We start from the raw sequence: 25,017 nt of genomic DNA, 5'->3' as shown, positions 1-25,017 counted from the left end.
CGCCTGGGTGACCGTGCACCGGCTCGACCGAGACGAAGCTCGCAGGATCGCGATCCATGCCCAGCTTCTCGATGCCCCACGCCCGACCGACCTGCTCGAGGTCGTCGAACGGCTGACGTTCCTGCAGATCGACCCGACCGCCGCGGTCGCGCCGAGCGCGGACCTCGTGCTGTGGAGCCGGCTCGGCTCGTCGTACGACCCCGGCGACCTGACCGTGGCCGTCGAGCACGACCGCGCGCTGCACGAGACGGTCGCCTACATCCGGCCCGCGGCCGACGTGCCCTCGGTCATCGCCGAGTGGGTCGGCCGCGAGTTCCATCCCACGATCGTCGAGTGGCTCGCGACCAACGAGGGCTTCCGCCGCGATATTCTCGTCCGGCTCGAGGCCGAGGGTCCGCTGCTCTCGCGCGACATCCCCGACACGAGCGCCGCGCCCTGGCCGTCCTCGGGCTGGACCAACAACCGCAACGTCACCAAGATGCTGGAGTCGATGGCCCGCCGCGGGCAGATCGCGATCTCGGGTCGAAAGGGACGGCAACGCTACTGGGACCTCGCCGAGCGTGTGTACGGCCAGGCTCCGGCATCCATGGCGCCGGATGACGCCGTCCGAGTCCGCAACGAGCGACGCCTCGCCGCTCTCGGGATCGCCCGCGCCTCAGGGCCTGAGCTTCCCGGTGAGCAGGCCTACGTCGGCGACGCCGGTCAGGAGGCCGTCGTCGACGGCACCGACGGCACCTGGCGGGTCCACCCGGCATACGTCGGTCTGGCCTTCTCGGGGCGCACGGCCCTGCTGTCGCCGTTCGACCAGCTCATCCACAACCGGGTCCGCGCCGAGCAGCTGTTCGGCTTCGAGTACTACCTGGAGATGTACAAGCCGAAGGACCAGCGACGCTGGGGGTACTTCGCCCTCCCGGTCCTCCACGACGACCGCCTCGTCGGCAAGCTCGATGCGACCGCGGACCGAAAGGCCGGCGTGCTCACCGTCAACGCCCTGCACGAGGACGTGCGCTTCACGAGGCCGATGGCCGGGGCCGTGCGCAACGAGGTCGACGACCTCGCCGCCTGGCTCGGTCTCAGTGTCTCGTGGACCTGAGCATGCCGTTATTGCGGTAGGCGCGCACCGCCCGTCGCGACTGGGCCGAGAGCACCGAGATGTCGCTCTGGTGCGACAGCAGCGAGGCCCGGGACATGTTGGACAGCAGCGAGAACATGCTCATCGACGAGCCGACCGAGAAGAACGACGCGAACGACCCGATGCTGCCGATGGACAGCACGGACCCGACGCTCCCGATCGACAGCACCGAGCCGGTGGACCCGATCGACAGGATGGAGTCGCGTGAGGCGATCGACCACCTGCCGCGCCGGGCGGGCACGCCGCCGTCGGAGTCGGTGGTGGTGGGGGCCGGCGCCGCAGGTGTTGTGCTCGACATGACCAAAGCCTAGGCACGCGTGACTGTTTCGCGCGCGGTCGTCGCGGCGACAGCACCGGACAGGCATCACCGGCACCCTCGGATCGAGGCGCTCAGTCGTCGAGGTCGAGCACGCAGGCTGTCCCGAGGTCGACGAAGCCGACCCGGCGATAGATCTCGGCGGCAGCGTCGGACCCGGCAGTGAGGAAGACAAGGCCGACCCCGGCCTCGCGACAGGCGGCGACGAGCGAGCGGGTGATCGCGGTGCCATGCCCGCGGTGACGATGACCAGGTGGGACCGCGATGCCCATCAGCTCGGCGACCTCACCGCGAGGGGCGGCCGACCCGGCTCCGCAGAGCCTGTCGTTCTCGTACGACGCGACGACGACAAGGTCGCCGCGCTCGATGAGCTGCGGACGCTTGCCGGTCTCGATCGGCTCGACGACGTCGCGATCGTGGAAGCCGGCCGACACCGCCCCCACGGCGAGGGCAAGGTGCGGCTCAGCCGGTCGCAGGGGCCGGGCGCGCGGGTCCGCCTCCACGACGGCGTCGTCCGGGAGCACGAGCAGCGGGTAGCGGTGGGGCTCGTGCCCGAGCCCGCGCACGGCGGGAAGCAGGGTGCGGGTGACGTCGTCGACCCACTCGATGGCGCGCGGCACCCCGAGCTCCTCCTGACGGTCCAGGACGCGCGTCACATCGGCCTCGGTGATGACCCCAGTGCTCCCCAGGCGGGGTCGCGCGTAGAACTGCCACCCCGTCCCTTCCTCTGCCACGAAGAGGGTGAAGGGCCCGATCTCCTCGGTCGTCGCCACGGCCCGGGGCACGCGGTCGTAGTACGCCTCGATCCGGTCGAGCCGCGGGTCACGAAGGGTCCTCATGCGGTCACCATGACAGTGCGCGACGGTTCAGTTCCATCGAGATTCTCAGCGCCGGCCCCGGCGTGACCTGAGGTAGTCGGCGACGACGTACTCCCCCAGCCGCGAGATGTCCGGGGTGAAGACCCGTCCCCCGGCACGTCGGGCCACGGCGTCGACGAAGCGAGCCAGGCCAGGGTCGTCGCCGAGCATGAACACGTGCAGCGTCGCGCCGGACCGCCTCAGCTCGTCGACCTGCCGGACGCTCGCGCGCACCGTCTCCTGGGTCGTGGGCCAGTGGAAGACCGGCAAACCGTCGGCGCCGACGTGCGCGGTCGGCTCGCCGTCGGTGACGACGAGGACGACGGGCTCCGCCTCGGGGTGCCGGCGCAGGTGCTGGCCCGCCAGCATGAGCGCGTGCTGGAGGTTCGTTCCCTGGACCCACTCGGGCTCCGCCTCGGCCAGCTCGACGGGGGTGAGCCGGCGCGCAGCGATGGTGAAGCCGATGATCTGCAGCGCGTCGTGCCGGAACCGGGTCTGGACCAGGTGCGACAGCGCAAGCGCGGTCTGCTTCATCGGCCCCCACCGCCCCTCCTGCATCATCGAGAACGACATGTCGACGCAGAGCGCGACCGCCGCGCGCGCGCGTCGCTCGGTCTCGGTGACCTCGAAGTCGTCGACGAGCAGGTCGACGGCTCCGTCGGGAGCGGGCCCTCGGGGTCCGTATGCCGTGTGGCCGGCTGTCGCAAGCGGCGTGCTGTCTCGGTGGTCGCGACGAGATGCACTGCGGCGCAAGGCATTCGAGACGGTGCGGACGGTGTCTATGGGCAGCTCGTCCCCGAACCTCCATTCGCGGGTGAGGCCGGTCGGCTCGTCCGCCTGGCCGGCAGCCCGGTCGTCGTGGTCACCCCGCCCGGACGCCTCGACCTGCTCGAAGACCTTCCGCAGCGCGGTCTCGCCGAGGCGGCGGACGGCACGGGGAGTGAGCCGCAGTCCGTCGTCCCCGCGCGCGACGAACCCCTGCCGCTCCAGCTCGCGCTCGAGCTGTCGCAGCGCTCGCAGGTCGCGTGCGGCGTCGGCACCGAGGTACTGCTCGACGCGCTCGACGTCGACGTCGTCGAGAGTGGCGCCGAAGTAGCTCTGGCTCAGCTGCTCGTCCAGCTGCTCGAGGTCGGCGAGCTCGGCCACCGCCTCGACGGCCTGGCCCCATCCCAGGGACTCGGCTCCCTCGCCCGGCTGCCCGAACCGGACCGGTGTCCCGCGGTCGAGGCCCGGCCGCAGCGCTCGCAGGTTGTCGGACAGCTGGGCCATCTGCGAAGCCAGGTCGGGGTCGCCGAGCGCGTCCGCCATCAGCTGGCGCAGCTGCTCGCGCTGGTCGGGGCTGAGCGATGCCAGGAGCCGCTCGGCGGCCGCCTGACGCCGCGCGAGTGCGTCGATCAGCTCGTCGACGTTCTCCGGGTTCTCCGGGAAGAGGTCACCGTGCTTGTCCATGAAGTCACGGAACTGGTCCTCGGTGTCCTCGCCTCTCGCATGCGCCGCGAGCAGGTTGTTCAGGTCGGCGAGCATGTCCTTGACGCGCTGCATCGCCTCCGGGTCGTTGCCCGACAGGGCCTGTCGCAGTCCCTCGAACTGCGCGCCGACGACCTCGCGCTGGAGCATCTGGGCGATCTGCTCGTAGGTCGCGCGGGCCTCGTCGGAGTGCCACTCATAGCTCGCCAGGGCTCGCACGGCCCCGGCCACGTCGTCGGGGATCGTCGCCAGGTCCATCTCGGCGAGCCGCGCCTCGGCAGTGTCCTCGCCCGCCAGGGTGTCGCGCTCGGTGGCCAGCGCCTGGTCGAGCATCGCTCGCACCTGGTCGAGCGTGCCGCCCAGGTCGCCGCGCCGTCGGGCTGCCTCTCGAAGCCGGCGGACCCGGTCGGCCAGGTCGTCGAGGCCACGGCGCCCGTCGAGGCCGCGTCGCATGAGCTCCCGCAGGGACTCGCGGAGGCTGCCGCCGGCAAGGACGTCGTTGCCGACCTCGTCGAGCGCTGCCCGCACGTCGAACGGCGGTGCGAGCGGGTCGGGACCACCGGTCCACGGGGAGTACCGGAACCGGCCGTGCACCTCGCCCGGATCACGCGGCGTCACGACGTCCCCTCCATCCCGCGAGCCCCGCCAGCCCCGCCAGCCCCGCAACACACCCGGAAGTCGCATGCTCCGCATAGTTGTAGCTAGCAGGTGTTTGCGGTTTCCGGGTGTGTTGCGGAATGCGGCGCGGGGTGAGGGGTTGGGGTGTGGCCGGCAGGGGCAGGGTGGTCGACATGGGCTAGGCCCCGTAGATGGTTCGGCCGGCGACGGTGTCCTTGTCGATCCGGCGGGTCAGGTGAAGTCCTTCGAGGACGAACTCGATGGCGGCGGCGACCTGGCCCGGCGTCGCGTCGTCGCCGTGACCGAGCCGGTCGAGGACCTTGGAGAGACCCGACACGGGGCCGACCTGGGCGAGCAGGTCTGCGCCGGGGACGAGGTCGCCGGTCTCGACCACGGCACCGTCGGCGAACAGGTTGGTGAACCCGGTGAGGTCGAGGCCGGCGAGCCGCGAGCGGTACGTCTCCGCCACCGCGAGCCGCAGCAGGTGCGTCAGCACGTCGCGCTCTCGGCCCTCCTCCCCCATCTCGAACTCGACCTTGCCGAGCAGCGTGGGCACGACGGTCGGCACGTCGCACACCCGCGCCACGGCATACGGCTCGCCCACGCGTGCCGCCCGGCGCAGGGCTGAGCCTGACACGCCCTCGGCCCCGGCGATCGCGAAGCGCGCCGAGACGCCCGAGCGCTGGTCGACCGACGCCGACTCGCGCAGGCCTCGGGTGAACCGCGCGAGCACCTCGATCAGGTGCTCCGGGACGTCGGCGACCAGCCGCGCTTCCTGGCTGATGAGGGCGACCTCGTCGCTGACCTCGCTGGGGTAGTGGGTGCGGATCTCGGCTCCGAACCGGTCCTTGAGCGGGGTGATGATGCGGCCGCGGTTGGTGTAGTCCTCGGGGTTGGCGGTCGCGACGAGCAGCAGGTCGAGGGGCAGGCGCAGCGAGTAGCCGCGGATCTGGATGTCGCGCTCCTCCAGGACGTTGAAGAGCGCCACCTGGATCCGCTCAGCGAGGTCGGGCAGCTCGTTGAGGCCGAAGATGCCCCGGTTCGACCGCGGCACCAGACCGTAGTGGACCGTCTCCGGGTCGCCGAGCGTCCGGCCCTGTGCGACCTTGACCGGGTCGACGTCACCGACGAGGTCCCCGACGCTCGTGTCCGGAGTCGCCAGCTTCTCCGTGTAGCGCTCGCTGCGGTGCCGCCACGCGATGGGTAGGTCGTCGCCGAGCTCGGCCGCGAGCCGCCGACACCGGGTGCACGAGGGCCGGTGTGGGTCGTCGCCGATCTCGCAGCCCTCGACGACCGGGCTCCACTCGTCGAGCAGACCCGCGATGGTGCGCATCAGCCGCGTCTTGCCCTGGCCGCGTTCCCCGAGCAGCACGAGGTCGTGACCGGCGAGCAGCGCGGTCTCGAGCTCGGGCAGCACGGTCTCCTCGAAGCCGACCATGCCTGGGAAAGCGTCCTCCCCGGCGCGGAGGCGGTCGAGGAGGTTGTCGCGGATCTCGGTCTTGACGCTGCGGTGGACATGCCCGGTGGCGCGCAGCTCGCCGAGGGTCCGCGGTCGGGTGCCGGCGTCCGGGGTGTGGTTCACGGGGTGGCTCACCTTTTCACGCTACGTCTGGTGTCCCGCAAGTGTCGAAGGGGATGTCACGAGCCGACACCTGGTGATGACGACCCGGCCGAGCGGCATACCTCGACGTACCTCGACGCGGGAGGCTGGGATGACCTCGACGCTAGGCGTTCGAGCGCGCTCCAAGGCAAGGGCCGTGCGCCGACGAGCGCGGACGCGGGCGCGTGTCGAGCTGAGCCGAAACGTGGATTTCACACGAGTCTCACCTCGGCGAAACCGAGGCGCGGCATGGTTGCTCCAACGGCTCTCCGGCTCAACTCGAGACGCGACCGGCGGGCCGTGCAGAAGTGCTTTCCCTCCAACCACCGCTGGGTAGGGCGTGCCGCCGGGAGATCCTCGGCGGCACGTCTGCGTGGTCGGTCGTCCGGTCGCGCCCAAGGGGGCCGATGCCTGTCAGAGCCGCTCTGCTCGACGACGAAGGTGGTCCTGCTCGGGGATGCTCGTCGTCAGCCGGGACGCGAGCAGGTAGCTCTCCCGGGCTCCCTCGGTGTCGCCGGTCATCTCGAGCAGGTGGGCGCGCACGGCGTGGAGCCGGTGGTGCCGGGCGAGCCGCCGGTCCTGCTCGAGATCGGAGAGGACCGCGAGCGCTGAGTCCGGGCCGTCGACCATCGCGAGGGCGACGGCCCTGTTCAGCGAGACGACGGGGCCGGGCGCGAGCTGCTCGAGAATGCCGTAGAGGGCAAGGATCTGCGGCCAGTCCGTCTCGGCGGCCGTCGCCGCCTCGTCGTGGACGGCCGCGATCGCCGCCTGCACCTGATAGGGACCGAGCTGCGTCCGCGAGAGCGCGTCGGTCACCAGGGCCACGCCCTCGCCGATGTATGCCGCATTCCAGAGCGAGCGGTCCTGCTCGGCGAGCGGCACGAGGTCGCCGGAGTCCGTGGTGCGGGCGGCGCGGCGAGCCTCGGTCAGGAGCATCAATGCGAGCAGGCCGGACACCTCGCCGTCGTCGGGAAGCAGCGCGTGCACCTGACGGGTCAGACGGATCGCCTCCTCGGTGAGATCTATCCGGTGGAGACGGTCACCGCTCGTCGTCGTGTGCCCCTCGGTGAACACGAGGTAGAGGACATGCAGAAGGTCGCGAAGCCGGTCAGCGACCTCCGCGGCGGGCGGCAGCTGGAACCGGGCTCCGGACTCGCGGATGCGCTGCTTGGCGCGGACGATCCGCTGCGCCATGGTCGCTTCGGGGACGAGGAAGGCGTGAGCGATCTGGTCGGTAGAGAGACCGCCGACCGCCCTGAGTGTCAAGGCGATTCGCGCTGGTGGCGTCAGCGTCGGGTGGCAGCACAGCAGGAGGAGCGTCAGGGTGTCGTCGGCGTCCGATGCTGCCTCGACGTCCGCCGGCGGCGCGAACAGGATGTCGGCCGACGCGGAGGTCGCGTCCTGCCGCTCGCGGCGGGCCCGGGCCTCGTCGCTCCGGAACCTGTCGATGAGCCGGCGCGAGGCGACCCGGATCAGCCACGCCTTGGGATCGTCGGGCACGCCCTGCTCGGGCCACTGCTGTGCAGCGGCGGCCAGCGCTTCCTGCGCGGCGTCCTCGGCGCGGTCGAAGTCGCCGTACCGCCGCACCAGGGCGCCGATGACCTGTGGCGTCACCTGACGCCACAGGTCATCGGTCACGATCGGCTGGGACATCGCTGACGTCACAGGTCCTCGGCCGTGCCGTCCATGAGGGGTCGCACCTCGACCCCGGCGAAGCGCGCGTCGGGGAAGCGCGACGCGATCTGCTCGGCCCGCTCGGGTGTTGCACAGTCGACGATGAAGTAGCCGGCCATGTGCTCCTTCGCCTCCACGAACGGCCCGTCCGTGACGAGCATGCCCCCGTCCCGGACGCGGACGCTTCTCGAGGTGATCGGGTCGGCCAGGGCCTGCGCCCCGACGAGCTCGCCCGACTCGCTGATCTCGGTGAGCAGCGTCTCGAACTCCCGCGTCAGGCCGGCTCGCTCGTCGTCGGTCAGCTCCAGGAACTCGGCGGTGCGCAGGAAGGTCGGATGTCCCCACGATGCCGGGTTGCTGTAGATCATGAGCAGGTACTTCATGTGTGACTCCTCGGTCGGGCGCCCTGCGGCGCGTCGTCTGTGCCGGAGACGTCGGAGCCGACGGGTCCCATTCGACACCCGGTTCCGAGAATTCCACATCGCCGGGCGGAAGCGCCGGACCACCAGACCACCAAACCCCCGTCGAGTGGCCGCTTCGTCACTCGTGCCATGTGAGCCCCGGGACGACGGGGCCACTCGACGAGAAGCGGGCGGGACGACGGGGCCACTCGAGGAGAGGCCGGCGGAAGCGCCGGACCACCAGACCACCAAACCCCGTCGAGTGGCCGCTTCGTCACTCGTGCCACGTGACCCCGGGGACAACGGGGCCACTCGAGGAGAGGCGGGCGGGACGACGGGGCCACTCGATGGGGGGACGGATCGGCGGCGGGTAGCGTCGCAGCGTGTCCGTCGACCCTGGTTCGCTCCGCCTCGACGTCCGCGCGGCTGCCGCGGAGCGCTCGGTGACGACACTCTTCGGCTCGTCTCTGCTCCGTATGCCGTTCACCCACCTCGGGCGCATCGCCTCCCCCGCGCCACGGTCCTTCGGCGGGACCTACGGCCCGTGGAACTACTGGTGGCAGGCGCACTACCTCGACGTGATCGTCGACGCCGGCCTGCGCGCGTTGCGTCACGGTGACGAGCCCGGAGCCGCGCGCCGCGTCCGTTCTGGTGACCGGCTGACCCGGACAGTCCGGCTGCGCAACGGTCTCCGGTGGACCAACGCCTTCTACGACGACATGGCGTGGATGGTGCTCGCTACCGGTCGGCTCGCGCAGCTGCACGCAACGCTCGATGTCGCGTCGGGTGGGGGGCAGCGACCTCGGCGGCTCGTGACCGCCGAGCGGGACCTCACGAGGGCGCTCCGCTCGGCGATCACGGACGACCTCGCAGGTGGCCTCTTCTGGAGCACTGACCGCGACTTCAAGAACGTGCCCGCCACCGGGCCCACCGCGCTGCACCTGGCGAGGATGGGCGAGACCGCCCTCGCACGAGAGCTCGTGGACTGGATCTACGCCCGGCTCTGGAGTGCCGACAGCGGGTTGTTCCTCGACGGCATCCGGATCGTCGGGTCGACCGAGCAGGTCGTGCCGGACGTCTGGACCTATAACCAGGGGACCGTGCTCGGAGCCCTCGTCACTCTCGGCGACCCAGAAAGCCTCGGTCGTGCATCGGATCTCGTTGCAGCAGTGGACGATCGGCTCACGACTCAGGTCGACGGCATACGCCTCCTCCGGACGCACGGCGGCGGTGACGGGGGCCTCTTCACCGGGATCCTCGCGCGCTACCTCGCCCTGGCCGCTTCGGTGTCGTCGCTCGATGCCACAGCGCGGGACACCGCGGCACGGCTCGTCCGCGACACGGCCGATGCGTTCTGGCAGGGCCGGGAGGAGCGGGACAGCCCGTCGGGCCGGCAGGGCACTCTGGCGGTGTTCTCGACCGACCCGGCGCGCCCCGCCCGGGAAATCGCGCGGCCCGGGGAGCCGGTCGAGCTGTCGACCCAGCTCCAGGCCTGGACGACCCTCGAGGCCGCCGCCTCGCTCGGGTAGCTGGGTTTCCGGGCGGCAGCCCCCACCAGCGGCACCACGTCGACCGAGCGCCCCGTCCCACCAGCCCCACGTCGACTGGGCGCTTGGCCCCACACGCCCCACCAGCCCCGCTATCCCCACGTCGACTGAGCGCTCGGCCCCACACGCCCCACCAGCCCCACGGGCCGGTGTGACCAGAGTGACGGGGCGCTCACTTGACCAGAGCCGCCGCTTGACACCTGGCGCGACTATACGTATACATATGCGTATGGACACACGAGCGGTTAGGATGAACCCGTGCCGAACAAGACGATCTACGTTTCCGAGGCCGACCTGCCGCTGTTCGAGCGGGCGCAGGAGCTCGTCGGAGGCAATCTCTCCCAAGCGATCACCAAGGGCCTGCGCCGACTCGTCGAGCTCGAGGAGGGCAAGCTCCAGGGCTTCGAAGAGATCACCGTCCAGGTGGGCACCGGCAAGGGACGCCGCCAGCGGTTCCTCGGGATCCTGCTCGTCGAGTGGGGCCGCACCCGCAAGGGCGGCGTCTACGAGCAGTTCCGGGTCTACCGGACGCGCACGGGCAAGATCGCGCTGCACCACCAGAAGTCCGAGGAGTTCATCCACCAAGGCGGTGCGGACGGCCAGGCCACGGGGTGGCGCAAGCACTTCAGCTCTGACCAGGTGTGGGGGACGACCCCCGCCACCGCGACCCTCGAAGTCTTCGACACGATCGCCCAGCTCAAGGGTGAGATCCCGACCGAGCTGTTCGACCTCGTCGCAGCCGCCGCCGAGCAGCCGCTCGTCGAGGACCTCGATATCTGACCTGTTCCACCCGCCCGCGGCCCGCTGACCGGACCGCCGGCCGGCCGGGTCTGCTCCTAACTCACCAGGCAACGCCAGCCGTAGGCGTGAGCCTGCCCAGAAACGCTCTCCCAGAAGGGAACTCCCATGTCTGTTCAGCACCAAGCAGCCATCGAGGTCATCGGGCTGCAGAAGTCCTACGGTGACCACGTCGTTCTCGACCGCATCGATCTCACCGTCCCGCAGGGCGCGATCCTGGCCTTGCTCGGCCCCAACGGCGCCGGCAAGACGACGACGGTCAACATCCTGTCGACCCTGATCGCCGCCGACGGCGGCACCGCCCGCGTCTGCGGGTCCGACGTCGCGACGGAGGGGGCCGCGGTCCGTTCGGTCATCGGCGTCACCGGCCAGTTCTCTGCGGTCGACAGCCTGCTCACCGGGCACGAGAACCTGCTGCTCATGGGCGATCTGCACCACCTCGTCCGCTCCGAGAGCGCGCGCCGCGCCGCCGACCTGCTCGAGCGGTTCGACCTCGCCGAGGTCGCTCGTAAGCCGGTCGCCACCTACTCGGGCGGCATGCGGCGCAAGCTCGACCTCGCCATGACCCTCGTCGGGGACCCCCGAGTCGTGTTCCTCGACGAGCCGACCACCGGCCTCGACCCGCGCAGCCGGCGCGGCCTGTGGGACCTCGTGCGCGGCCTTGTCGCCGACGGCGTGACCATCCTGCTCACCACGCAGTACCTCGACGAGGCGGACCAGCTCGCGGACCGGATCGCCCTTCTCGACGGCGGCCGGATCGTCGCCGAGGGCACCCCGGCCGAGCTCAAGCGACAGGTGCCCGGTGGCGCGATCCGCTTCCAGGTGCCGGATCTTGCCGCGCTGGCCGCCGCCGCGGCGCTGTTCCCGGACGGCACCCGCCACGACGAGACGCTCAGCTTGAGCGTCCCCGGCTCGGACGGCATACCCGGGCTCCGCTCGGTCCTCGACCGGCTCGAGCACTCCGGCATCGAGGCCGAGCACCTCGAGGTGACGGCGCCCGACCTCGACGACGTCTTCCTCTCCCTCACCACGGACTCACGAAAGGTCGCACGATGAGCACGGTCACCTTGGCCTTCAAGGACCACCGCACGATGCTCCGCCGGCAGCTGCTGCACATGCTGCGCTACCCGAGCATGACGTTCCTGCTGATCGGCATGCCGATCCTCTTCCTGCTGCTGTTCGTCTACGTCTTCGGCGGCACGCTCGGCGCGGGCCTGCCGGGCGGCCAGCCCGGGCTGTCGGGCGCAGACGGCCGTTCGGCATACCTCGCCTATGTCACCCCGGCGATCGTCGTCATGGCCGCGGCAGCAGCAGCCCAGGGCACGGCGATCAGCGTCGCCATGGACATGACCGAGGGGATCGTCGCCCGCTTCCGCACCATGGCGATCTCGCCGAGCTCCGTGCTCACCGGTCACGTGCTCGGCAGCATCATCCAGTCGATGATCGCCATGGGCGTCCTGCTGCTCGTGTCGCTCGGCCTCGGGTTCCGGCCCACGGCCCGGCCGTCGGACTGGCTGCTGCTGGTCGGCATGCTCGTCTTCACCGCTTTCGCGCTGACCTGGCTCTGCATCGCCCTTGGCCTGGTGAGCAAGAGCGTCGAGACTGCGAGCAACCTGCCGATGTTCCTCGTGTTCCTGCCGTTCCTCGGCAGCGGCTTCGTGCCCGTCGACTCGATGCCGGCTGGGCTGGCGTGGTTCGCCGAGCACCAGCCGTTCACGCCGATCATCGAGACGGTGCGCGGGCTGCTCAACGGCGGCACCGCCCCGGTCGACGGCGGCACCGCACTGGTGGCGCTCGCATGGTGCGCCGGCATCTCGCTCGTCGGCTACCTCTGGTCGATGCGCCTCTACCGGTCCCGCGTCGTCACCACCGGCGTCAGCTGAGCTGAGCGCCCTTCACCCCAAAAGAGTGGTCGTCTCGATACGCCTTGGATCGAGACGACCACTCGGCTTTGGACTGTGGCCGGGACCTGGCCAGGGACAGGCACCCGCCCTGGTGAGTACGTCGCAGGTTGCAGTCTGGTCACGGCGCTAGGTGTCACCTGCCCGCGGGGTGAGACTCGATGGGTGAACGACTGTCGCCGGGCCGTTCGACCGCTCGTGGCCACCCTGGCCGCGCTGGCGGTGCTGTTGCCCGCGACCGCGTGCACCCCGAGCCGCCAGGCCCCGCCGCCAACGTCGTCGGCTGGGTCTGGTGACACTGACGGCAGCCCGGGCGACGGGCCGGCGTCGTCCGCCCCCGGCACACCCGTCCCGACCGCCCCCGGCACACCCGTCCCGACCGCACCGGCGCCACGTGGGCCCACGACAAGGTCGACCAACGAACGCCCGCCCGACCCCGCGAGCATCGCCGCGCTGATCGGCTCGCCGTACTCCGGCGGCGACCTGAAGCTGGGGCGCGAGGGTGGCAGCACAAGTGCCTACCGCCAGTACTTCGCGACATACCGCAGCAACGGCCTGACGATCTCCGGACGGATCAACATCCCACGTGGCGCGGGGCCGTTCCCCGCCGTCGTCCTCGCGCACGGCTACGTGGACCCCGCGGAGTACACGAACGGCGAGACGATGCTGCGGGAGCGCGACTACCTGGGTCGGCACGGGTACGTGACGCTGCACATCGACTACCGGAACCACGCGCAGTCGAGCAAGGACCCCAGCAACGACGCCAACCTGCGCAACGGCTACACGGTCGACGCCATCAACGCCGGCCTCGCGCTCAAGAAGGCGCAGGTCGTCGACCCCGAGCGGGTCGGCATCATCGGGCGGTCGATGGGTGGCGGGGTCGTCTTCAACGCGCTCGTCGCGCGTCCGGGCCTCTTCCGCGCGGCCGTCGCCTACTCGCCGGTGAGCTCCGACACCGTCGACAACTTCAACCGCTGGGTGCGTCGCGACCCGTCGCGCTCCGGAGCGGCGAGTCAGGTGATCGCCCGGCTGGGCACCCCCGAGGCGCAGCCGTCGAGCTGGCGGGAGACCAGCCCGAGGTCATACTTCGACCGCATCACCGAACCGCTGCTCATCCATCACGGCACCCTCGACGAGGACTGTCCGATCGCGTGGTCGCGCGAGACCGTGGCCGCGCTCGAGGACGAAGGCAAGGACGTCGAGTTCTACGTCTACCCCGGCCAGCGGCATACCTTCACGTCGCAGTGGCCGTTGTCGATACGCCGCACGTTGGCGTTCCTCGACGAGCACATGGCGTGACCCAGCAGTATGCCGTCAGTCCCCCACCCGGCATACCGCGGGGTTGCGCTCGGGAGGCGTCTCAGGCGAGCCCGAGCAGGCGGGCTCCGTTGTGCCACAGGACGGCCCGCATCCAGTCGTCACCGAGGCCGAGACGTGCGAGCGCTTCGAGCTGGTGGGCATAGGGGTAGGGGATGCTCGGGAAGTCGGAGCCCAGCACGACCCTGTCGGCGAGCGCCCCCAGGCGCCGGACGTAGTCGCTTGGCAGCGGCGCGAACCGGTCTGTGAAGTCCGTTGCGCTCATGGTCGTGTCGAGATGGACACCCTCGTAGGTCTCGACGAGGTCGGCGAACTCGTGGTACTCCGGCATCCCGAGGTGCGCGACGACCAGAACGAGGCCAGGGTGCCGGGAGAGAACCGTCGCGACGGCCCGTGGCCCGGTGTGCGTGCCCCGCAGCGGCGCCGAGCCCGCATGGATGACGACCGGGACCTGCGCCTCCTCGAGGGTCGCCCAGACCCCGTCGAGGGCCACCTCGTCCGGCGCGAACTCACCGACCTGGACATGCAGCTTGAACAGGCGCGCGCCGGCGCCCAGCGCGTCGTCGACATAGGCCTCGACACCAGGCTCCGGGTAGAACGTCGCACAGTGCACGGCGTCCGGCACGCGGGCGGCGAAGTCGGCCGCCCACGCGTTGAGCCACTGCGCCATCCCGGGTTTGTGTGCGTAGCTCAGGGCCGGAATCGCCTTGAGCCCCAGGCGCCGCACGGTCGCGAGGCGCTGCTCCTCGGAGTCGCGGTAGGCGATCGGCCACGAGGTGCCGTAGTTCTCGTCGGCGCCGTCGAAGAAGGACCACACCTTCTGCTGCATCTCTTCCGGCATGAAGTGCACATGGATGTCGGCGAGGCCCGGCAGCCCCAGCGCCTCGACGTAGCCGGGCACCTCCGCATCGCTCACCGGCCCTGCGGTCGTCCGACCTTCCTGCGTCTCCCACGTCCCGCTCACCCTAGGCAGGTTAAGCCACAGCCGGCGTAGGCCTCCGGGCGCTCAGGAGGCGATGGTGAGGACCACCTTGCCGCGAGTGCGGCCGTCGACCAGGTGCTGCATCGCCGCCGCGACGTCGTCGATCGGGTAGGCGTGGTCGACTGCGGGCACGACCCGCCCGCTGTCGATGAGATCACGAAGGATGTCCAGGTCAGCGGCGTTCTCGGAAGCGATGAAGCTGCCGAGGGTCTGCCCCACGAACGGCGACAGGAGACTCGCCCGGAACTGGCGGTCGATGCCGCCGAGCCACGGCCCGCCGCCTTCCCCGCCGACGATGACGAGGCGACCACACGGCGTCAGCAGCCGTCGGAGCACCGACAGCGGCCGGTTGCCACCGATGTCGAGGATGGCGTCGAACGAGCCACGGCCATCGAGGTCGCTGGTCGCGTAGTCGATCACGTCGTCGGCGCCCAGGCCGCGGACGAAGTCGACCTTGGCACCGCTGCACAGGGCGGTGACCTCGGCACCGTGCGCCTTGGCGATCTGGACCGCAAAGCTCCCCACTCCGCCCGAGGCGCCGAGGACGAGGACCCGCTGACCGGCGGTGACCTTCGCGCGGTCGCGGACCGCCTGCAGCGCGGTCGGCCCGGAGATGGTCGTCGCGGCCGCGGCCTCCATCGACACCGACGTCGGCCGAAGGGCCACGCGGCGCGAGCGGGCGGTGACGAGCTCGCCGAAGGCGCCCCCTGTAGTCCCGTAGACCTCGTCACCGAGGCGCAGGCCGCTGACGTTCGCCCCCAGCTGCTCGACCGTGCCGGCGAAGGCTCGACCCGGGTTGAGTGTCCTCGGGCGGAGCAGGCCGAGGGCGAGCCGGGCGACCAACGGCAGCCCTGCCATGACGTGCCACGTCCCGCGGTCGAGGCTCGCGGCGTGGACCCGGACCAACACGTCGTCGTCACCCGGACGTGGCGCAGGGACGCGGTCGAGCCGCAGCACCGCCGCCGCGTCGGTCCCGTACTCCCGCTGCACGACCGCCCGCATGGTGGCATCGGCTCGGGCCGATGCGGTGCTGGACGGAGCTGACTCGATCGGCGCTGACATGATGGGTCCTCTCAACTTAGACTTACGATGTAAGTCATCCTGCATCCACGGTAGGCTTACGCCGTATGTGTCGTCAACCCCCGGAAGGGAGCCCATGCCGGCCCGGCAAGGCACGTCCACATCGAGCCGTATGCCGCTCACCCGGGAGCGCGTCCTGCGCGCCGCGGTCGAGCTCGCCGATCGCGATGGGATCGAGGGGCTCACCATGCGACGGCTGGGCCAGTCCCTCGGGGTCGAGGCGATGTCGCTCTACAACCACATCGCCAACAAGGACGCGCTCGTCGACGGCATGGTGGACGCTGTCTTCGCCGAGATCGACCTGCCTGTCGTGGGCGGGCCGTGGAGGTCCGAGCTCCAGCGGCGCTGCCGGTCGCAGCGGGCGGCGCTGCGGCGGCATACGTGGGCAGCACCGCTCATGGAGTCGCGGACCTCACCAGGCCCGGCGACTCTCCGACACCACAACGCCGTCGTGGGCTGCCTTCGTGTGCAAGGGTTTTCGGTGGCGATGGCAGCCCATGCCTTCTCCCTGATCGACGCGTACGTGTACGGGTTCGTGCTGCAGGAGACGACGTTGCCGTTCGAGACGGCCGACGAGGCCGTCGAGGTGGCAGCGGCGATGATGCCCGCCATCTCGCCGGACGACTACCCCTACCTCGTCGAGCTCGCGACCGAGCACGTGCTCCAGCCGGGGTATGACTACGGCGACGAGTTCGAGTTCGGCCTCGGCCTGGTCCTCGACGGCCTCGAGCGTGCCGTCGCGACCCCGGCCTCCTGACACAAGGTCCCGAAGGACATACGAAGTCCCCGCGGCTCAGGGCGGGCACGCTCAGCTGCAGGCCGGCACGCCAGCTTGCTGTGTCGCTGAGATCAGTCGTTGAGATCAGTCGCTGAGATCATCTGTTGGGAGCGGCGCGCTCGGCGGTCAGGTCCGGCACTGTCCGCCGCCGCGGCTAGGCTTCGATCCGGACGAGTCGCTTCCGGATCTGGGGTGATGTGATGATTCCCGACGCCAGCCCCACGGCGCGTGCCCTGCTCGCGCTCGAGCTGATCCAAGGCTCCCCCGGGATCAGCGCGGAGCGGCTCTCCGACAAGCTCGGTGTCTCCGAGCGGGCGGCGCGGCGCTACGTGGCGATCCTGCGCGAGGCCGGCATACCCATCGAGTCCGTCCGGGGCCCCTACGGCGGGTACCACGTGGGTCGCGGGCTGCGACTCCCGCCGCTGATGTTCAACCCCGCCGAGGCGCTGGGACTGGTCATGGCCGTGCTCGACGGCCACCACGAGGCCGGCGACCCGGCCGACCCCGTCGGCAGCGCTCTCGGCAAGATCGTCCGCGTCCTTCCCGAAGCGGTCGCAGCCCAGGCCGAGGCCGTCCGCCGCACGACCGCACCCGCCCCCGACCGCGCTGCTGCCCGGCCCGATCCAGAGACGACCACCCAGCTGGTGCAGGCGTGCGCCAGCCGGCTCCAGGCGCGCCTCGGCTACCGCTCCGAGGCGGGCACCGAGTGGGAGATGCGCGTCGAGCCCTGGGCGGTCGTCGTCCGCCACGGGCGGTGGTACCTCCTGTGCCGGGTCGTGCCCTCCGGCGCGACAAGGGCTTTCCGCATCGACCGGGTGCGCCACGTCGAGGTGCTCGACGACACGTTCGAGCCTCCTGCCGACCTCGACCCCGTCGCCTTCCTCGAGGACCACCTCGCGCTCGGCTGGGAGTACGACGTCGAGCTCGTCATCGACGCGCCGGTCGACGCCGTCGGCCGCTGCATCTCGCGGGCCATGGGACGGCTCGAGGCCGTCGAGTCGTCCGACGGCCGGACGACGACACGGTTGGTGGGCAGCACGAGCAACCCGCGCTGGTATGCCGAACAGCTCACCCGGCTGCCCGCGGCGTACCGGGTCGTCCAGTGCCCTGAGCTGCGCGACGCCGTCCGTGAGCTCGGACAACGGGCGCTCGCGGCGGCGGCCGACGGGTAGCGCGGCCAGGGCCTACTTCCCGCGAAACCTGGTTCGGCCCTCCGGCAGGGTGGACCATGGGAGGGCGACGCACGCGCCAGGACCTGTCGAGGGGGCGACATGAGACTCAAGCCGGCCGGTCTCAATACCGCCGTCGCGTGGCTGTTCATGATCGGTTCGGCCTGCTTCGTGCTGGGCTCGGTCCCGGCATACATCGACGCCGTCGGTGGCACAGCGGACTCCGTCACCTACTTCATCGGTTCGATCTTCTTCACCTCCGCGTCGTTCGGCCAGCTGCTCCAGGCGCAGTCGCCGGCCATGACGGATGTCGACGAGCGGCGACAGCGCGTCAGGGAGCCGGTGCGCCTCCGGGCATGGCTGCCCCACGACCGCAACTGGCTGGCCGCGGCGACCCAGTTCCCCGGGACGTTGTGCTTCAACGTCAGCACGTTCGCCGCGCTCTTGCACAATGCGACCGTCGCGCAGCAGGACCGCCGCGTCTGGCGACCCGACTTCGTCGGCTCGACGCTCTTTCTCATCGCGAGCGCGTTCGCCATCCTCGCGCTCGGCCGCTTCCTCACCTACCGGCCGCGCTCGCTGCCGTGGTGGATCGCATGGGTGAACATGGTCGGCTCCATCCTGTTCATGGCGTCCGCGATCGCCAGCTTCGTCCTGCCCAGCACCGGCCAGATGGTCGACGTGCCATGGTCCCTGGCCGGCACGCTGCTCGGCGCCGTGTGCTTCCTCGTCGGGGCCGCGCTGATGCTGCCCGCCTGGGCGCACGACGTGGCGGCGCGACGAGACGTCCCGAGACCCGTGACCTCCACAGAACCGTGACCTCCGATCCGTAGGCCCTCACCGAACGAAGGAGAACCATGCCCCACCAGCCCGACACGTCCGACCCGACAGCCGACGCAGCCCTGTTCGGGAACCGCTTCATCACGCAGGAGGTGCCGAGCCGCGAGTTCCCCACCGGTGGGATGTCGCCCACCGACGCGATGCGTCTCGTTGCGGAAGACCTTGCGCTTGAAGGCGATCCGGGCCGCAACCTCGCAACGTTCGTCACGACGTGGATGGAGCCCGAGGCACAGCGCCTCATCGCCGAGAACCTGCACCGCAACTTCATCGACCACGCGGAGTACCCCCGCACAGCCGAGATCGAGCAGCGGTGCATCCGCATGCTCGCCGACCTCTTCCACGCCCCGGGGCCGACGACAGGCACGAGCACCGTCGGATCCTCCGAGGCGATCATGCTCGGCGCACTGTCCCTGAAATGGAAGTGGCGCGAACGTCGCGCGGCCGAGGGCGGGTCCACCGAGTCGCCCAACCTCGTCTTCGGCGGGGACGTCCATGTCGTGTGGGAGAAGTTCTGCAAGTACTTCGATGTCGAGCCGCGGATCGTGCCGCTCCAGCCGGGCAAGTACACGATCGGTCCCGAGGACGTCGCGCCGCTCGTCGACGAGAACACCATCGGCGTCGCAGCGGTCCTCGGCACGACCTTCACCGGGCACCGGGACGACATCGTCGGGATCAACAAGCTGCTGCTCGACATCAAGTCCACGCGCGGGATCGACGTCCCACTGCACGTCGACGGCGCGAGCGGGGGGTTCGTCTGGCCGTTCCTCTATCCGGACTCCGAATGGGACTTCCGGCTGGAGCAGGTGCGCTCTATCAACGTCTCGGGCCACAAGTTCGGCCTCGTCTACCCGGGCATCGGCTGGCTGGTCTTCCGAAGTGAGGCGGACCTCGCGAAGCCCCTCGTGTTCGAGGAGAACTACCTCGGCAAGACCGATGCGACGTTCACGCTGAACTTCTCGACCGGGTCGGCGATGGTTCTCGCGCAGTACTACAACTTCGTGCGATACGGCCGTGCCGGCTACGCCTACATCATGCGGAACATGCAGGAGAACGCCCGAACCCTCGGCGAGAAGCTCGAAGCGATGGGCCGCTTCGAGCTGATCGGTCGCGACCAGGAGCAGCTCCCGCTCGTGGCGTTCCGGCTGTCCTCGGACCCGGGCTACGACGAGTTCGACATCGCGTGGCAGCTGTCCGCCGAGCGTGGCTGGATGGTGCCGGCATACACCCTGCCTCCGAACGCCCAGGACGTCACGATCATGCGTGCGCTGGTCAAGGAGACCCTGAGCCGCGAGCACGTCGACACGCTCGCGCGCGACATCGAGGCCGCCTGCGAGACCCTCGCGAAGAAGGGCGGAGCCCACGAGTCGGAGCGTCGCCAGATGATCACCGGACCGGGGCACTAGCACGGTTCCCGGGCCCGCCCTTTCTGAGGCAACACACCGAGCAGTCGCCAACGTCGACGGTAATAACCAGCAGAGTCTGCGACTGCTCGGTGTGTTTGCGGGGTCTAGCGGGCAGGGTTGAGGCGCATGACAACGCGGGGGAAACCGCCGGACACCGACGTCGTGTCGGCAGCCTTGGTGAATCCGGCCTGCTCGAACAACGAGCGGGTGCCGACGTAGGCCATAGTCAGGTCGACCTTCTCCCCGTGGTTGTCGACCGGGTACCCCTCGACCACGGGCGCACCCTTGGAGACGGCATACTCGACCGCTCCCGCCAGGAGCGAGTGGGCGATTCCTCGTCCTCGGAAGCCGGGCCGGACGCGGATGCACCAGATCGACCAGACCGGCAGGTCGTCGACGTGCGGGATCTTCGTCGAGCGTTCGAACGGCAGCTCCGAACGCGGTGCGACGGCGGCCCATCCGGCGACCACTCCATCGTCATATGCGAGAACCCCCGGGGCGACTCGGCGACCGGCCAGGCGTCGGACGTACTCGCCCCGGGCCGGTCCGACCAGACCGGCGTTCGTCTTCGAGTCCAGCCGATGGCTGAGGCACCAGCAGACCGAAGACGTCGGGTTCCTCGGTCCCAGCATCGTGGCCAGGTCGTCGAACCGCGCTCGGGTCGCCGGCTTGATCTCGATGGTCATCGGGCCACGCTCACCCTCGGACGACTGTCGACAGGCGTGGGCTCACCCGGCACCGTCGGTGACGGCGATCTCCACGACGAGCTCGGTCGCGATGCGCTCGAGGTCGGCGCGGACCGCTGCCGGGTCGGCCGAGCGGGGAACTGCGACGACGATGTGTGCCTCGAACAGGCGACCGCCGGCCATCGGCGCGTCCCGGGTCGCGGTGTCGATCTTCTCGATGGACAGGTGGTGCCTGGCCAGCGCGCGCGAGACGTCGTGGACGATGCCTGGATGGTCGTTGCCGATGAGGTCGATCGCGAGCCGGTGGTCGCGGTCCGGCATACCCGCGTCGGCGTCGGTGCCGTGCTGCGCCGACACCTCGAGGAGTCCGTCGAGCTCGCGTAGCGATGCGGTCAGGGCCTCGATCCGGTCAGCGGGCGCCGCGACGACCACGATGCCGGCGAACTTGCCCGCGAGCTCTGCGAGCTGGCTGTGCTCCCAGTTGCCGCCGTGCGCCGACACGACGTCGGACAGCGCCTCGACGAGGCCGGCGCGGTCGTCGCCGATGACGGTGAGCACGAGTCTGGGCACGGATGCATCGTATCGAGGGTCCGCTCTGTCCGCCCGCGTGAACGCCGGCGGGCGCCGGTCCGGTGGCGCCGGCCACGGGCGCGGGTCACGGGCGCCCGTCAGGCGACGAAGATGCAGAAGGGGTGACCGGACGGGTCCGCGAGGACATAGAGGGGCTCGGCCTCCTCGTCGGTGCGGTCGAGCAGGAGCCGCGCCCCCAAGGACAGCGCGCGGTCACGGTGTCGGGTCAGTTCGGCGACACTGCTGACGGTGTAGTCGACGTGCAGCTGCATCGGCACGTCGTGCTCGGGCCAGGTCGTCCGTTCCAGCCGGTCGACGAGCTGGAAGGCCAGCTTGCGCACGCCGTCGAAGTCGACGAGCACGAGCCAGTCCGCATCGTCGGCGCTGTGGTCTGCCGGGGGCTCGTCGCCCGGGCGATACTGCAGCCCGAGGAGCTCGCGGTAGAACTCCGCCAGCCCTCGGACGTCGGTCGTATCGAGAACCGTGTGCAGCAGCCGTGGATAGTCAGCCATCTCGGTCTCCCTCGCTAGGCGAATCGGCAGCAGGACCTTCCGTTGTCAGACCCTCGGTCCATGCTGGCGGTGAAGGTCGATGAAAGGGGCGTTGTGATGACACCACGCCAGCACTTCGAGCGCCTCGCGGACGACTACCTTGCGCTGCCCGACGTGAGCGCGGGGACCGGCTTCGGCGGCACGGCCGGGCTTCGGGTCGACGGCCGAATCTTCGTGATGCTCATGGACGCTGGGCTCGTGCTCAAGCTGCCGGCGGCGCGGTGTGCCGATCTGGTCGCGGCTGGTCGCGGCACACCGTTCACGGCGGGCAAGGGCCGACCGATGCGCGAGTGGGTGGTGCTCGGCACAGCCGAGGGCAGTGCGTCCTGTGAAGCCTGGGAGGCCGACTGGGACGTGATGGTCGAGGAGGCGTACGAGTTCGTCGGACACCGCGCCCACCCGCCGGGCTGAGCTCGCGGGGGTCCACGCGGCGTCTCAAACTAAGACTTGATTGATTCAAGATCATCGGCAAGACTCGGCCACATGCCCACCCCGTCGGAGGTCGAGGAGCTGCTGCGGCAGTCGTCGCTGAGGGTCACCAGACCCCGCCTGGCCGTCCTGTCCGTCCTGCACGCGCACCCGCACGCCGACACCGACACGATCATCCGCCGCGTCCGCGACGAGCTGGGTGACGTGTCGCACCAGGCCGTCTACGACGTCCTGCGCGCCCTGACCACCGCCGGCCTCGCTCGCCGCATCCAGCCCGCCGGGTCGGTCGCGCGCTACGAGACGCGGGTCGGCGACAACCACCACCACGTCGTATGCCGTTCGTGCGGGGTCATCGCCGACGTCGACTGTGCGGTCGACGAGACCCCATGCCTTACGGCATCCGACGACCACGGATTCGTGATCGAACAGGCCGAGGTGACGTACTGGGGCCTGTGCCCTTCGTGCGCGCCCGAGGTCGCCTCAGCAAGTGCCCACTGATGAAAGAAGGACGTTCCCGTGTCTGAGCTTCACACGCCCAACGCCGAGGTCGGCGAGATGAACGAGCCGGAGGCCGCCACGTGCCCCTTCGGTGGGGACCGGGCCACCCGCCCGGCCGGGACGGGCAACCAGGAGTGGTGGCCCAACCGTCTCAACCTGCGGATCCTCGCGAAGAACCCGGTCGAGGGGAACCCCAACGGCGCCGACTTCGACTACGCGGCCGCTTTCAACAGCCTCGACCTTGCGGCCGTCAAGGCCGACATCGCCGCCGTGCTCACCGACTCGCAGGAGTTCTGGCCTGCTGACTTCGGCAACTATGGCCCCCTGATGATCCGGATGGCGTGGCACAGCGCCGGGACGTACCGCGTCCACGACGGCCGCGGCGGCGCCGGCGCCGGGCAGCAGCGCTTCGCGCCGATCAACAGCTGGCCCGACAACGGCAACCTCGACAAGGCGCGTCGCCTGCTGTGGCCGGTCAAGAAGAAGTACGGCCAGAGCATCTCCTGGGCCGACCTCATGGTCCTGACCGGAAACGTCGCCCTGGAGACCATGGGCTTCCCGACGTTCGGCTTCGGCGGCGGGCGCGAGGACGTCTGGGAGCCGGACGACGACGTGTACTGGGGTGCGGAGACCGAGTGGCTCGGAGACGCGCGCTACACCGGGGACCGTCAGCTCGAGAACCCGCTCGCCGCGGTGCAGATGGGCCTCATCTACGTCAACCCCGAGGGCCCGAACGGCACGCCCGACCCGATCGCGGCCGCGCGCGACATCCGCGAGACCTTCTCCAGGATGGCGATGAACGACGAGGAGACGGTCGCTCTCATCGCCGGTGGCCACACCTTCGGTAAGACCCACGGTGCGGCCGACCCGTTGAAGTACGTCGGCAAGGAACCAGAAGGTGCCCCGCTGGAGGAGCAGGGCCTCGGCTGGAAGAACTCCTTCGGCACGGGCAAGGGAATCGACGCCATCACCTCCGGCATCGAGGTCACCTGGACCTACCACCCCACCCGCTGGGACAACGAGTTCTTCCACATCCTCTTCGCCTACGAGTGGGAGCTGACCTCGAGCCCTGCCGGGGCCAACCAGTGGCGCCCGAAGAACGGCGCCGGGAGCGACATGGTGCCGGAGTCCTTCGGTGACGGCCGGCGTGAGCCCCGGATGCTGACCACCGATCTGGCGCTGCGCCTCGACCCGGCCTACGAGAAGATCTCGCGGCGGTTCTACGACCACCCCGAGGAGTTCGCGGACGCGTTCGCGCGTGCGTGGTTCAAGCTGACGCACCGCGACATGGGCCCGGTCGCGCGCTACCTCGGGCCCGAGGTGCCGCAGGAGGAGCTGCTCTGGCAGGACCCGCTGCCTGCGGCTGACGGTGCGCCACTCACCGATGCCGACATCGCCACGCTCAAGCAGAAGATCGCCGAGTCGGGCCTGACCGTGTCGCAGCTGGTCAAAACCGCCTGGGCCTCGGCCTCGACGTTCCGCAGCAGCGACAAGCGCGGCGGTGCCAACGGCGCCCGGGTCCGCCTCGAGCCCCAGAGCGGCTGGGACGTCAACGACCCCGCCGACCTCGCCACGGCGCTACGCGCGCTCGAGGGCATCCAGGCCGGCTTCAACGACGGCTCCGAGCGCACCGTCTCGCTCGCCGACCTCGTCGTCCTCGGCGGCGCCGTCGGTGTCGAGCAGGCCGCTGCGGCGGGCGGCGTCACTGTTTCGGTGCCGTTCCTGCCGGGGCGCGTCGATGCGTCGCAGGAGCAGACCGACATCGACTCGTTCGGCTACCTGGAGCCCCGTGCCGACGGCTTCCGCAACTACCTCGGCAAGGGCGGCAACCTGCCGGCGGAGTACCTCCTCATCGACAAGGCGAACCTGCTCGGCCTGTCTGCCCCGCAGATGACGGCCCTCGTCGGTGGCCTGCGCGTCCTCGGAGCGAACTCCGGAGGCTCGACCGTCGGCGTCCTCACCGACCGGCCGGGCACGCTGACGAACGACTTCTTCGTCAACCTCCTCGAGCTCGGCTCGACGTGGAAGCCGACCACGGAGGCCGCTGACGAGTTCACGGCGACGAACGCCGCCGGTGAGCAGACGTGGACCGGCAGCCGGGTCGACCTCGTGTTCGGCTCCAACTCCGAGCTCCGGGCGCTCGCCGAGGTCTATGCCAGCGACGACGCGAAGGAGAAGTTCGTCCGTGACTTCGTCGCCGCGTGGGCGCAGGTCATGAACGCGGACCGCTTCGACGTCAAGAAGTGACCCATGGCGAGGGCCCGGGTCGGCGTGCGGCGCCGACCCGGGCCTTCGCTGGCGATCTCGTTCGTCTTGCCGCCCCGCCCCGGTCGAGTGGGCGCCCCGTCTCACCCACCCCCGGTCGAGTGGGCGCCCCGTCTCACCCACCCCCGGTCGAGTGGG

Annotated in this window: 24 protein-coding genes; 13 read left to right on the top strand and 11 right to left on the bottom strand. The window is 70.3% G+C overall.

The annotated features are described in order from the left end of the window. Positions 1 to 7 precede the first annotated feature (7 nt). Positions 8 to 1,093, top strand: a complete 1,086-nt coding sequence (locus ACYVLP_RS14215) for a DNA glycosylase AlkZ-like family protein (RefSeq protein WP_460627996.1) — start codon at positions 8 to 10, stop codon at positions 1,091 to 1,093. On the opposite strand, the gene ACYVLP_RS14210 is transcribed toward ACYVLP_RS14215, so the two are convergent. From ACYVLP_RS14210 to ACYVLP_RS14185, 6 genes are all read right to left on the bottom strand, one after another. Next, on the bottom strand, positions 1,074 to 1,430 hold the full coding sequence (locus ACYVLP_RS14210; protein ID WP_460627995.1) for a hypothetical protein: 357 nt from the start codon (positions 1,428 to 1,430) through the stop codon (positions 1,074 to 1,076). The genes ACYVLP_RS14215 and ACYVLP_RS14210 overlap by 20 nt on opposite strands. 92 nt (positions 1,431 to 1,522) lie before the next feature. After that, positions 1,523 to 2,287, bottom strand: coding sequence for a GNAT family N-acetyltransferase (locus tag ACYVLP_RS14205; RefSeq protein ID WP_460627994.1), 765 nt, complete (start codon positions 2,285 to 2,287; stop codon positions 1,523 to 1,525). Positions 2,288 to 2,332: 45 nt separating this feature from the next. Next, positions 2,333 to 4,390: a hypothetical protein gene (locus ACYVLP_RS14200; protein WP_460627993.1), complete on the bottom strand. Its 2,058-nt coding sequence runs from the start codon at positions 4,388 to 4,390 to the stop codon at positions 2,333 to 2,335. A 178-nt stretch (positions 4,391 to 4,568) separates the two neighbouring features. Beyond that, the gene (locus tag ACYVLP_RS14195; protein ID WP_460627992.1) at positions 4,569 to 5,984 is read right to left on the bottom strand and encodes a magnesium chelatase; all 1,416 of its coding nucleotides are present in this window, start codon (positions 5,982 to 5,984) and stop codon (positions 4,569 to 4,571) included. 420 nt (positions 5,985 to 6,404) lie between these two features. Then, entirely contained in the window at positions 6,405 to 7,643 is a 1,239-nt protein-coding gene (locus ACYVLP_RS14190; RefSeq protein WP_460627991.1) for an RNA polymerase sigma factor, read from the bottom strand. 8 nt (positions 7,644 to 7,651) lie between these two features. Continuing rightward, positions 7,652 to 8,047 (bottom strand): YciI family protein, encoded by a 396-nt coding sequence (locus ACYVLP_RS14185; protein ID WP_460627990.1) that lies wholly within the window; start codon positions 8,045 to 8,047, stop codon positions 7,652 to 7,654. A gap of 401 nt (positions 8,048 to 8,448) precedes the next feature. Here ACYVLP_RS14185 and ACYVLP_RS14180 point away from each other — a divergent pair, with 401 nt between their 5' ends. The 5 genes from ACYVLP_RS14180 (at position 8,449) to ACYVLP_RS14160 (ending at position 13,610) form a co-directional block, all read left to right on the top strand. Continuing rightward, positions 8,449 to 9,594 carry a glycoside hydrolase family 76 protein gene (locus tag ACYVLP_RS14180; RefSeq protein ID WP_460627989.1) on the top strand — a complete coding sequence of 382 codons (1,146 nt, stop codon included), beginning with the start codon at positions 8,449 to 8,451 and terminating at the stop codon, positions 9,592 to 9,594. A gap of 276 nt (positions 9,595 to 9,870) precedes the next feature. Further along, a complete protein-coding gene (locus ACYVLP_RS14175) occupies positions 9,871 to 10,392 on the top strand; it encodes an EXLDI protein (protein ID WP_460627988.1) in 522 nt (173 codons plus the stop codon). 126 nt (positions 10,393 to 10,518) lie between these two features. After that, on the top strand, positions 10,519 to 11,466 hold the full coding sequence (locus ACYVLP_RS14170; RefSeq protein WP_460627987.1) for an ABC transporter ATP-binding protein: 948 nt from the start codon (positions 10,519 to 10,521) through the stop codon (positions 11,464 to 11,466). After that, positions 11,463 to 12,293, top strand: a complete 831-nt coding sequence (locus ACYVLP_RS14165) for an ABC transporter permease (protein WP_460627986.1) — start codon at positions 11,463 to 11,465, stop codon at positions 12,291 to 12,293. The genes ACYVLP_RS14170 and ACYVLP_RS14165 overlap by 4 nt, the downstream gene beginning before the upstream one ends. 183 nt (positions 12,294 to 12,476) lie before the next feature. After that, a complete protein-coding gene (locus ACYVLP_RS14160; RefSeq protein WP_460627985.1) occupies positions 12,477 to 13,610 on the top strand; it encodes an alpha/beta hydrolase family protein in 1,134 nt (377 codons plus the stop codon). A 61-nt stretch (positions 13,611 to 13,671) separates the two neighbouring features. Here ACYVLP_RS14160 and ACYVLP_RS14155 read toward each other — a convergent pair whose 3' ends face one another. Then, positions 13,672 to 14,592: an amidohydrolase family protein gene (locus tag ACYVLP_RS14155; RefSeq protein ID WP_460627984.1), complete on the bottom strand. Its 921-nt coding sequence runs from the start codon at positions 14,590 to 14,592 to the stop codon at positions 13,672 to 13,674. Between the two features lie 42 nt (positions 14,593 to 14,634). After that, entirely contained in the window at positions 14,635 to 15,672 is a 1,038-nt protein-coding gene (locus tag ACYVLP_RS14150; RefSeq protein WP_460627983.1) for an NAD(P)-dependent alcohol dehydrogenase, read from the bottom strand. Positions 15,673 to 15,766: 94 nt separating this feature from the next. Between ACYVLP_RS14150 and ACYVLP_RS14145 the strand changes: the two genes are divergently transcribed. The 4 genes from ACYVLP_RS14145 to ACYVLP_RS14130 all read left to right on the top strand — a co-directional run bounded on the left by ACYVLP_RS14145 (position 15,767) and on the right by ACYVLP_RS14130 (position 19,880). Beyond that, on the top strand, positions 15,767 to 16,447 hold the full coding sequence (locus ACYVLP_RS14145; RefSeq protein WP_460627982.1) for a TetR/AcrR family transcriptional regulator C-terminal domain-containing protein: 681 nt from the start codon (positions 15,767 to 15,769) through the stop codon (positions 16,445 to 16,447). A gap of 221 nt (positions 16,448 to 16,668) precedes the next feature. Next, complete coding sequence (locus ACYVLP_RS14140) at positions 16,669 to 17,640, top strand: helix-turn-helix transcriptional regulator (protein WP_460627981.1); 972 nt, start codon at positions 16,669 to 16,671, stop codon at positions 17,638 to 17,640. A 99-nt stretch (positions 17,641 to 17,739) separates the two neighbouring features. Then, positions 17,740 to 18,456 (top strand): hypothetical protein, encoded by a 717-nt coding sequence (locus ACYVLP_RS14135; protein ID WP_460627980.1) that lies wholly within the window; start codon positions 17,740 to 17,742, stop codon positions 18,454 to 18,456. A 38-nt stretch (positions 18,457 to 18,494) separates the two neighbouring features. Continuing rightward, positions 18,495 to 19,880 (top strand): glutamate decarboxylase, encoded by a 1,386-nt coding sequence (locus ACYVLP_RS14130; protein WP_460627979.1) that lies wholly within the window; start codon positions 18,495 to 18,497, stop codon positions 19,878 to 19,880. Between the two features lie 104 nt (positions 19,881 to 19,984). On the opposite strand, the gene ACYVLP_RS14125 is transcribed toward ACYVLP_RS14130, so the two are convergent. The 3 genes from ACYVLP_RS14125 to ACYVLP_RS14115 form a co-directional block, all read right to left on the bottom strand. Next, the gene (locus ACYVLP_RS14125) at positions 19,985 to 20,566 is read right to left on the bottom strand and encodes a GNAT family N-acetyltransferase (RefSeq protein ID WP_460627978.1); all 582 of its coding nucleotides are present in this window, start codon (positions 20,564 to 20,566) and stop codon (positions 19,985 to 19,987) included. 42 nt (positions 20,567 to 20,608) lie between these two features. Then, positions 20,609 to 21,136: a glycine cleavage system transcriptional repressor gene (locus ACYVLP_RS14120; RefSeq protein WP_460627977.1), complete on the bottom strand. Its 528-nt coding sequence runs from the start codon at positions 21,134 to 21,136 to the stop codon at positions 20,609 to 20,611. 98 nt (positions 21,137 to 21,234) lie between these two features. Beyond that, positions 21,235 to 21,648 carry a VOC family protein gene (locus ACYVLP_RS14115; RefSeq protein WP_460627976.1) on the bottom strand — a complete coding sequence of 138 codons (414 nt, stop codon included), beginning with the start codon at positions 21,646 to 21,648 and terminating at the stop codon, positions 21,235 to 21,237. 96 nt (positions 21,649 to 21,744) lie between these two features. Between ACYVLP_RS14115 and ACYVLP_RS14110 the strand changes: the two genes are divergently transcribed. The 3 genes from ACYVLP_RS14110 (at position 21,745) to katG (ending at position 24,861) form a co-directional block, all read left to right on the top strand. After that, a complete protein-coding gene (locus ACYVLP_RS14110; RefSeq protein WP_460627975.1) occupies positions 21,745 to 22,098 on the top strand; it encodes a hypothetical protein in 354 nt (117 codons plus the stop codon). A gap of 72 nt (positions 22,099 to 22,170) precedes the next feature. Then, positions 22,171 to 22,614 (top strand): Fur family transcriptional regulator, encoded by a 444-nt coding sequence (locus ACYVLP_RS14105; protein WP_460627974.1) that lies wholly within the window; start codon positions 22,171 to 22,173, stop codon positions 22,612 to 22,614. 57 nt (positions 22,615 to 22,671) lie between these two features. Continuing rightward, a complete protein-coding gene (gene katG / locus ACYVLP_RS14100; RefSeq protein ID WP_460628149.1) occupies positions 22,672 to 24,861 on the top strand; it encodes a catalase/peroxidase HPI in 2,190 nt (729 codons plus the stop codon). Positions 24,862 to 25,017 lie beyond the last annotated feature (156 nt).

This window comes from Intrasporangium mesophilum, assembly GCF_054783095.1.
Note: the sequence above shows the minus strand (reverse complement) of the source record. Positions and strands in the feature narration are given on the sequence as shown.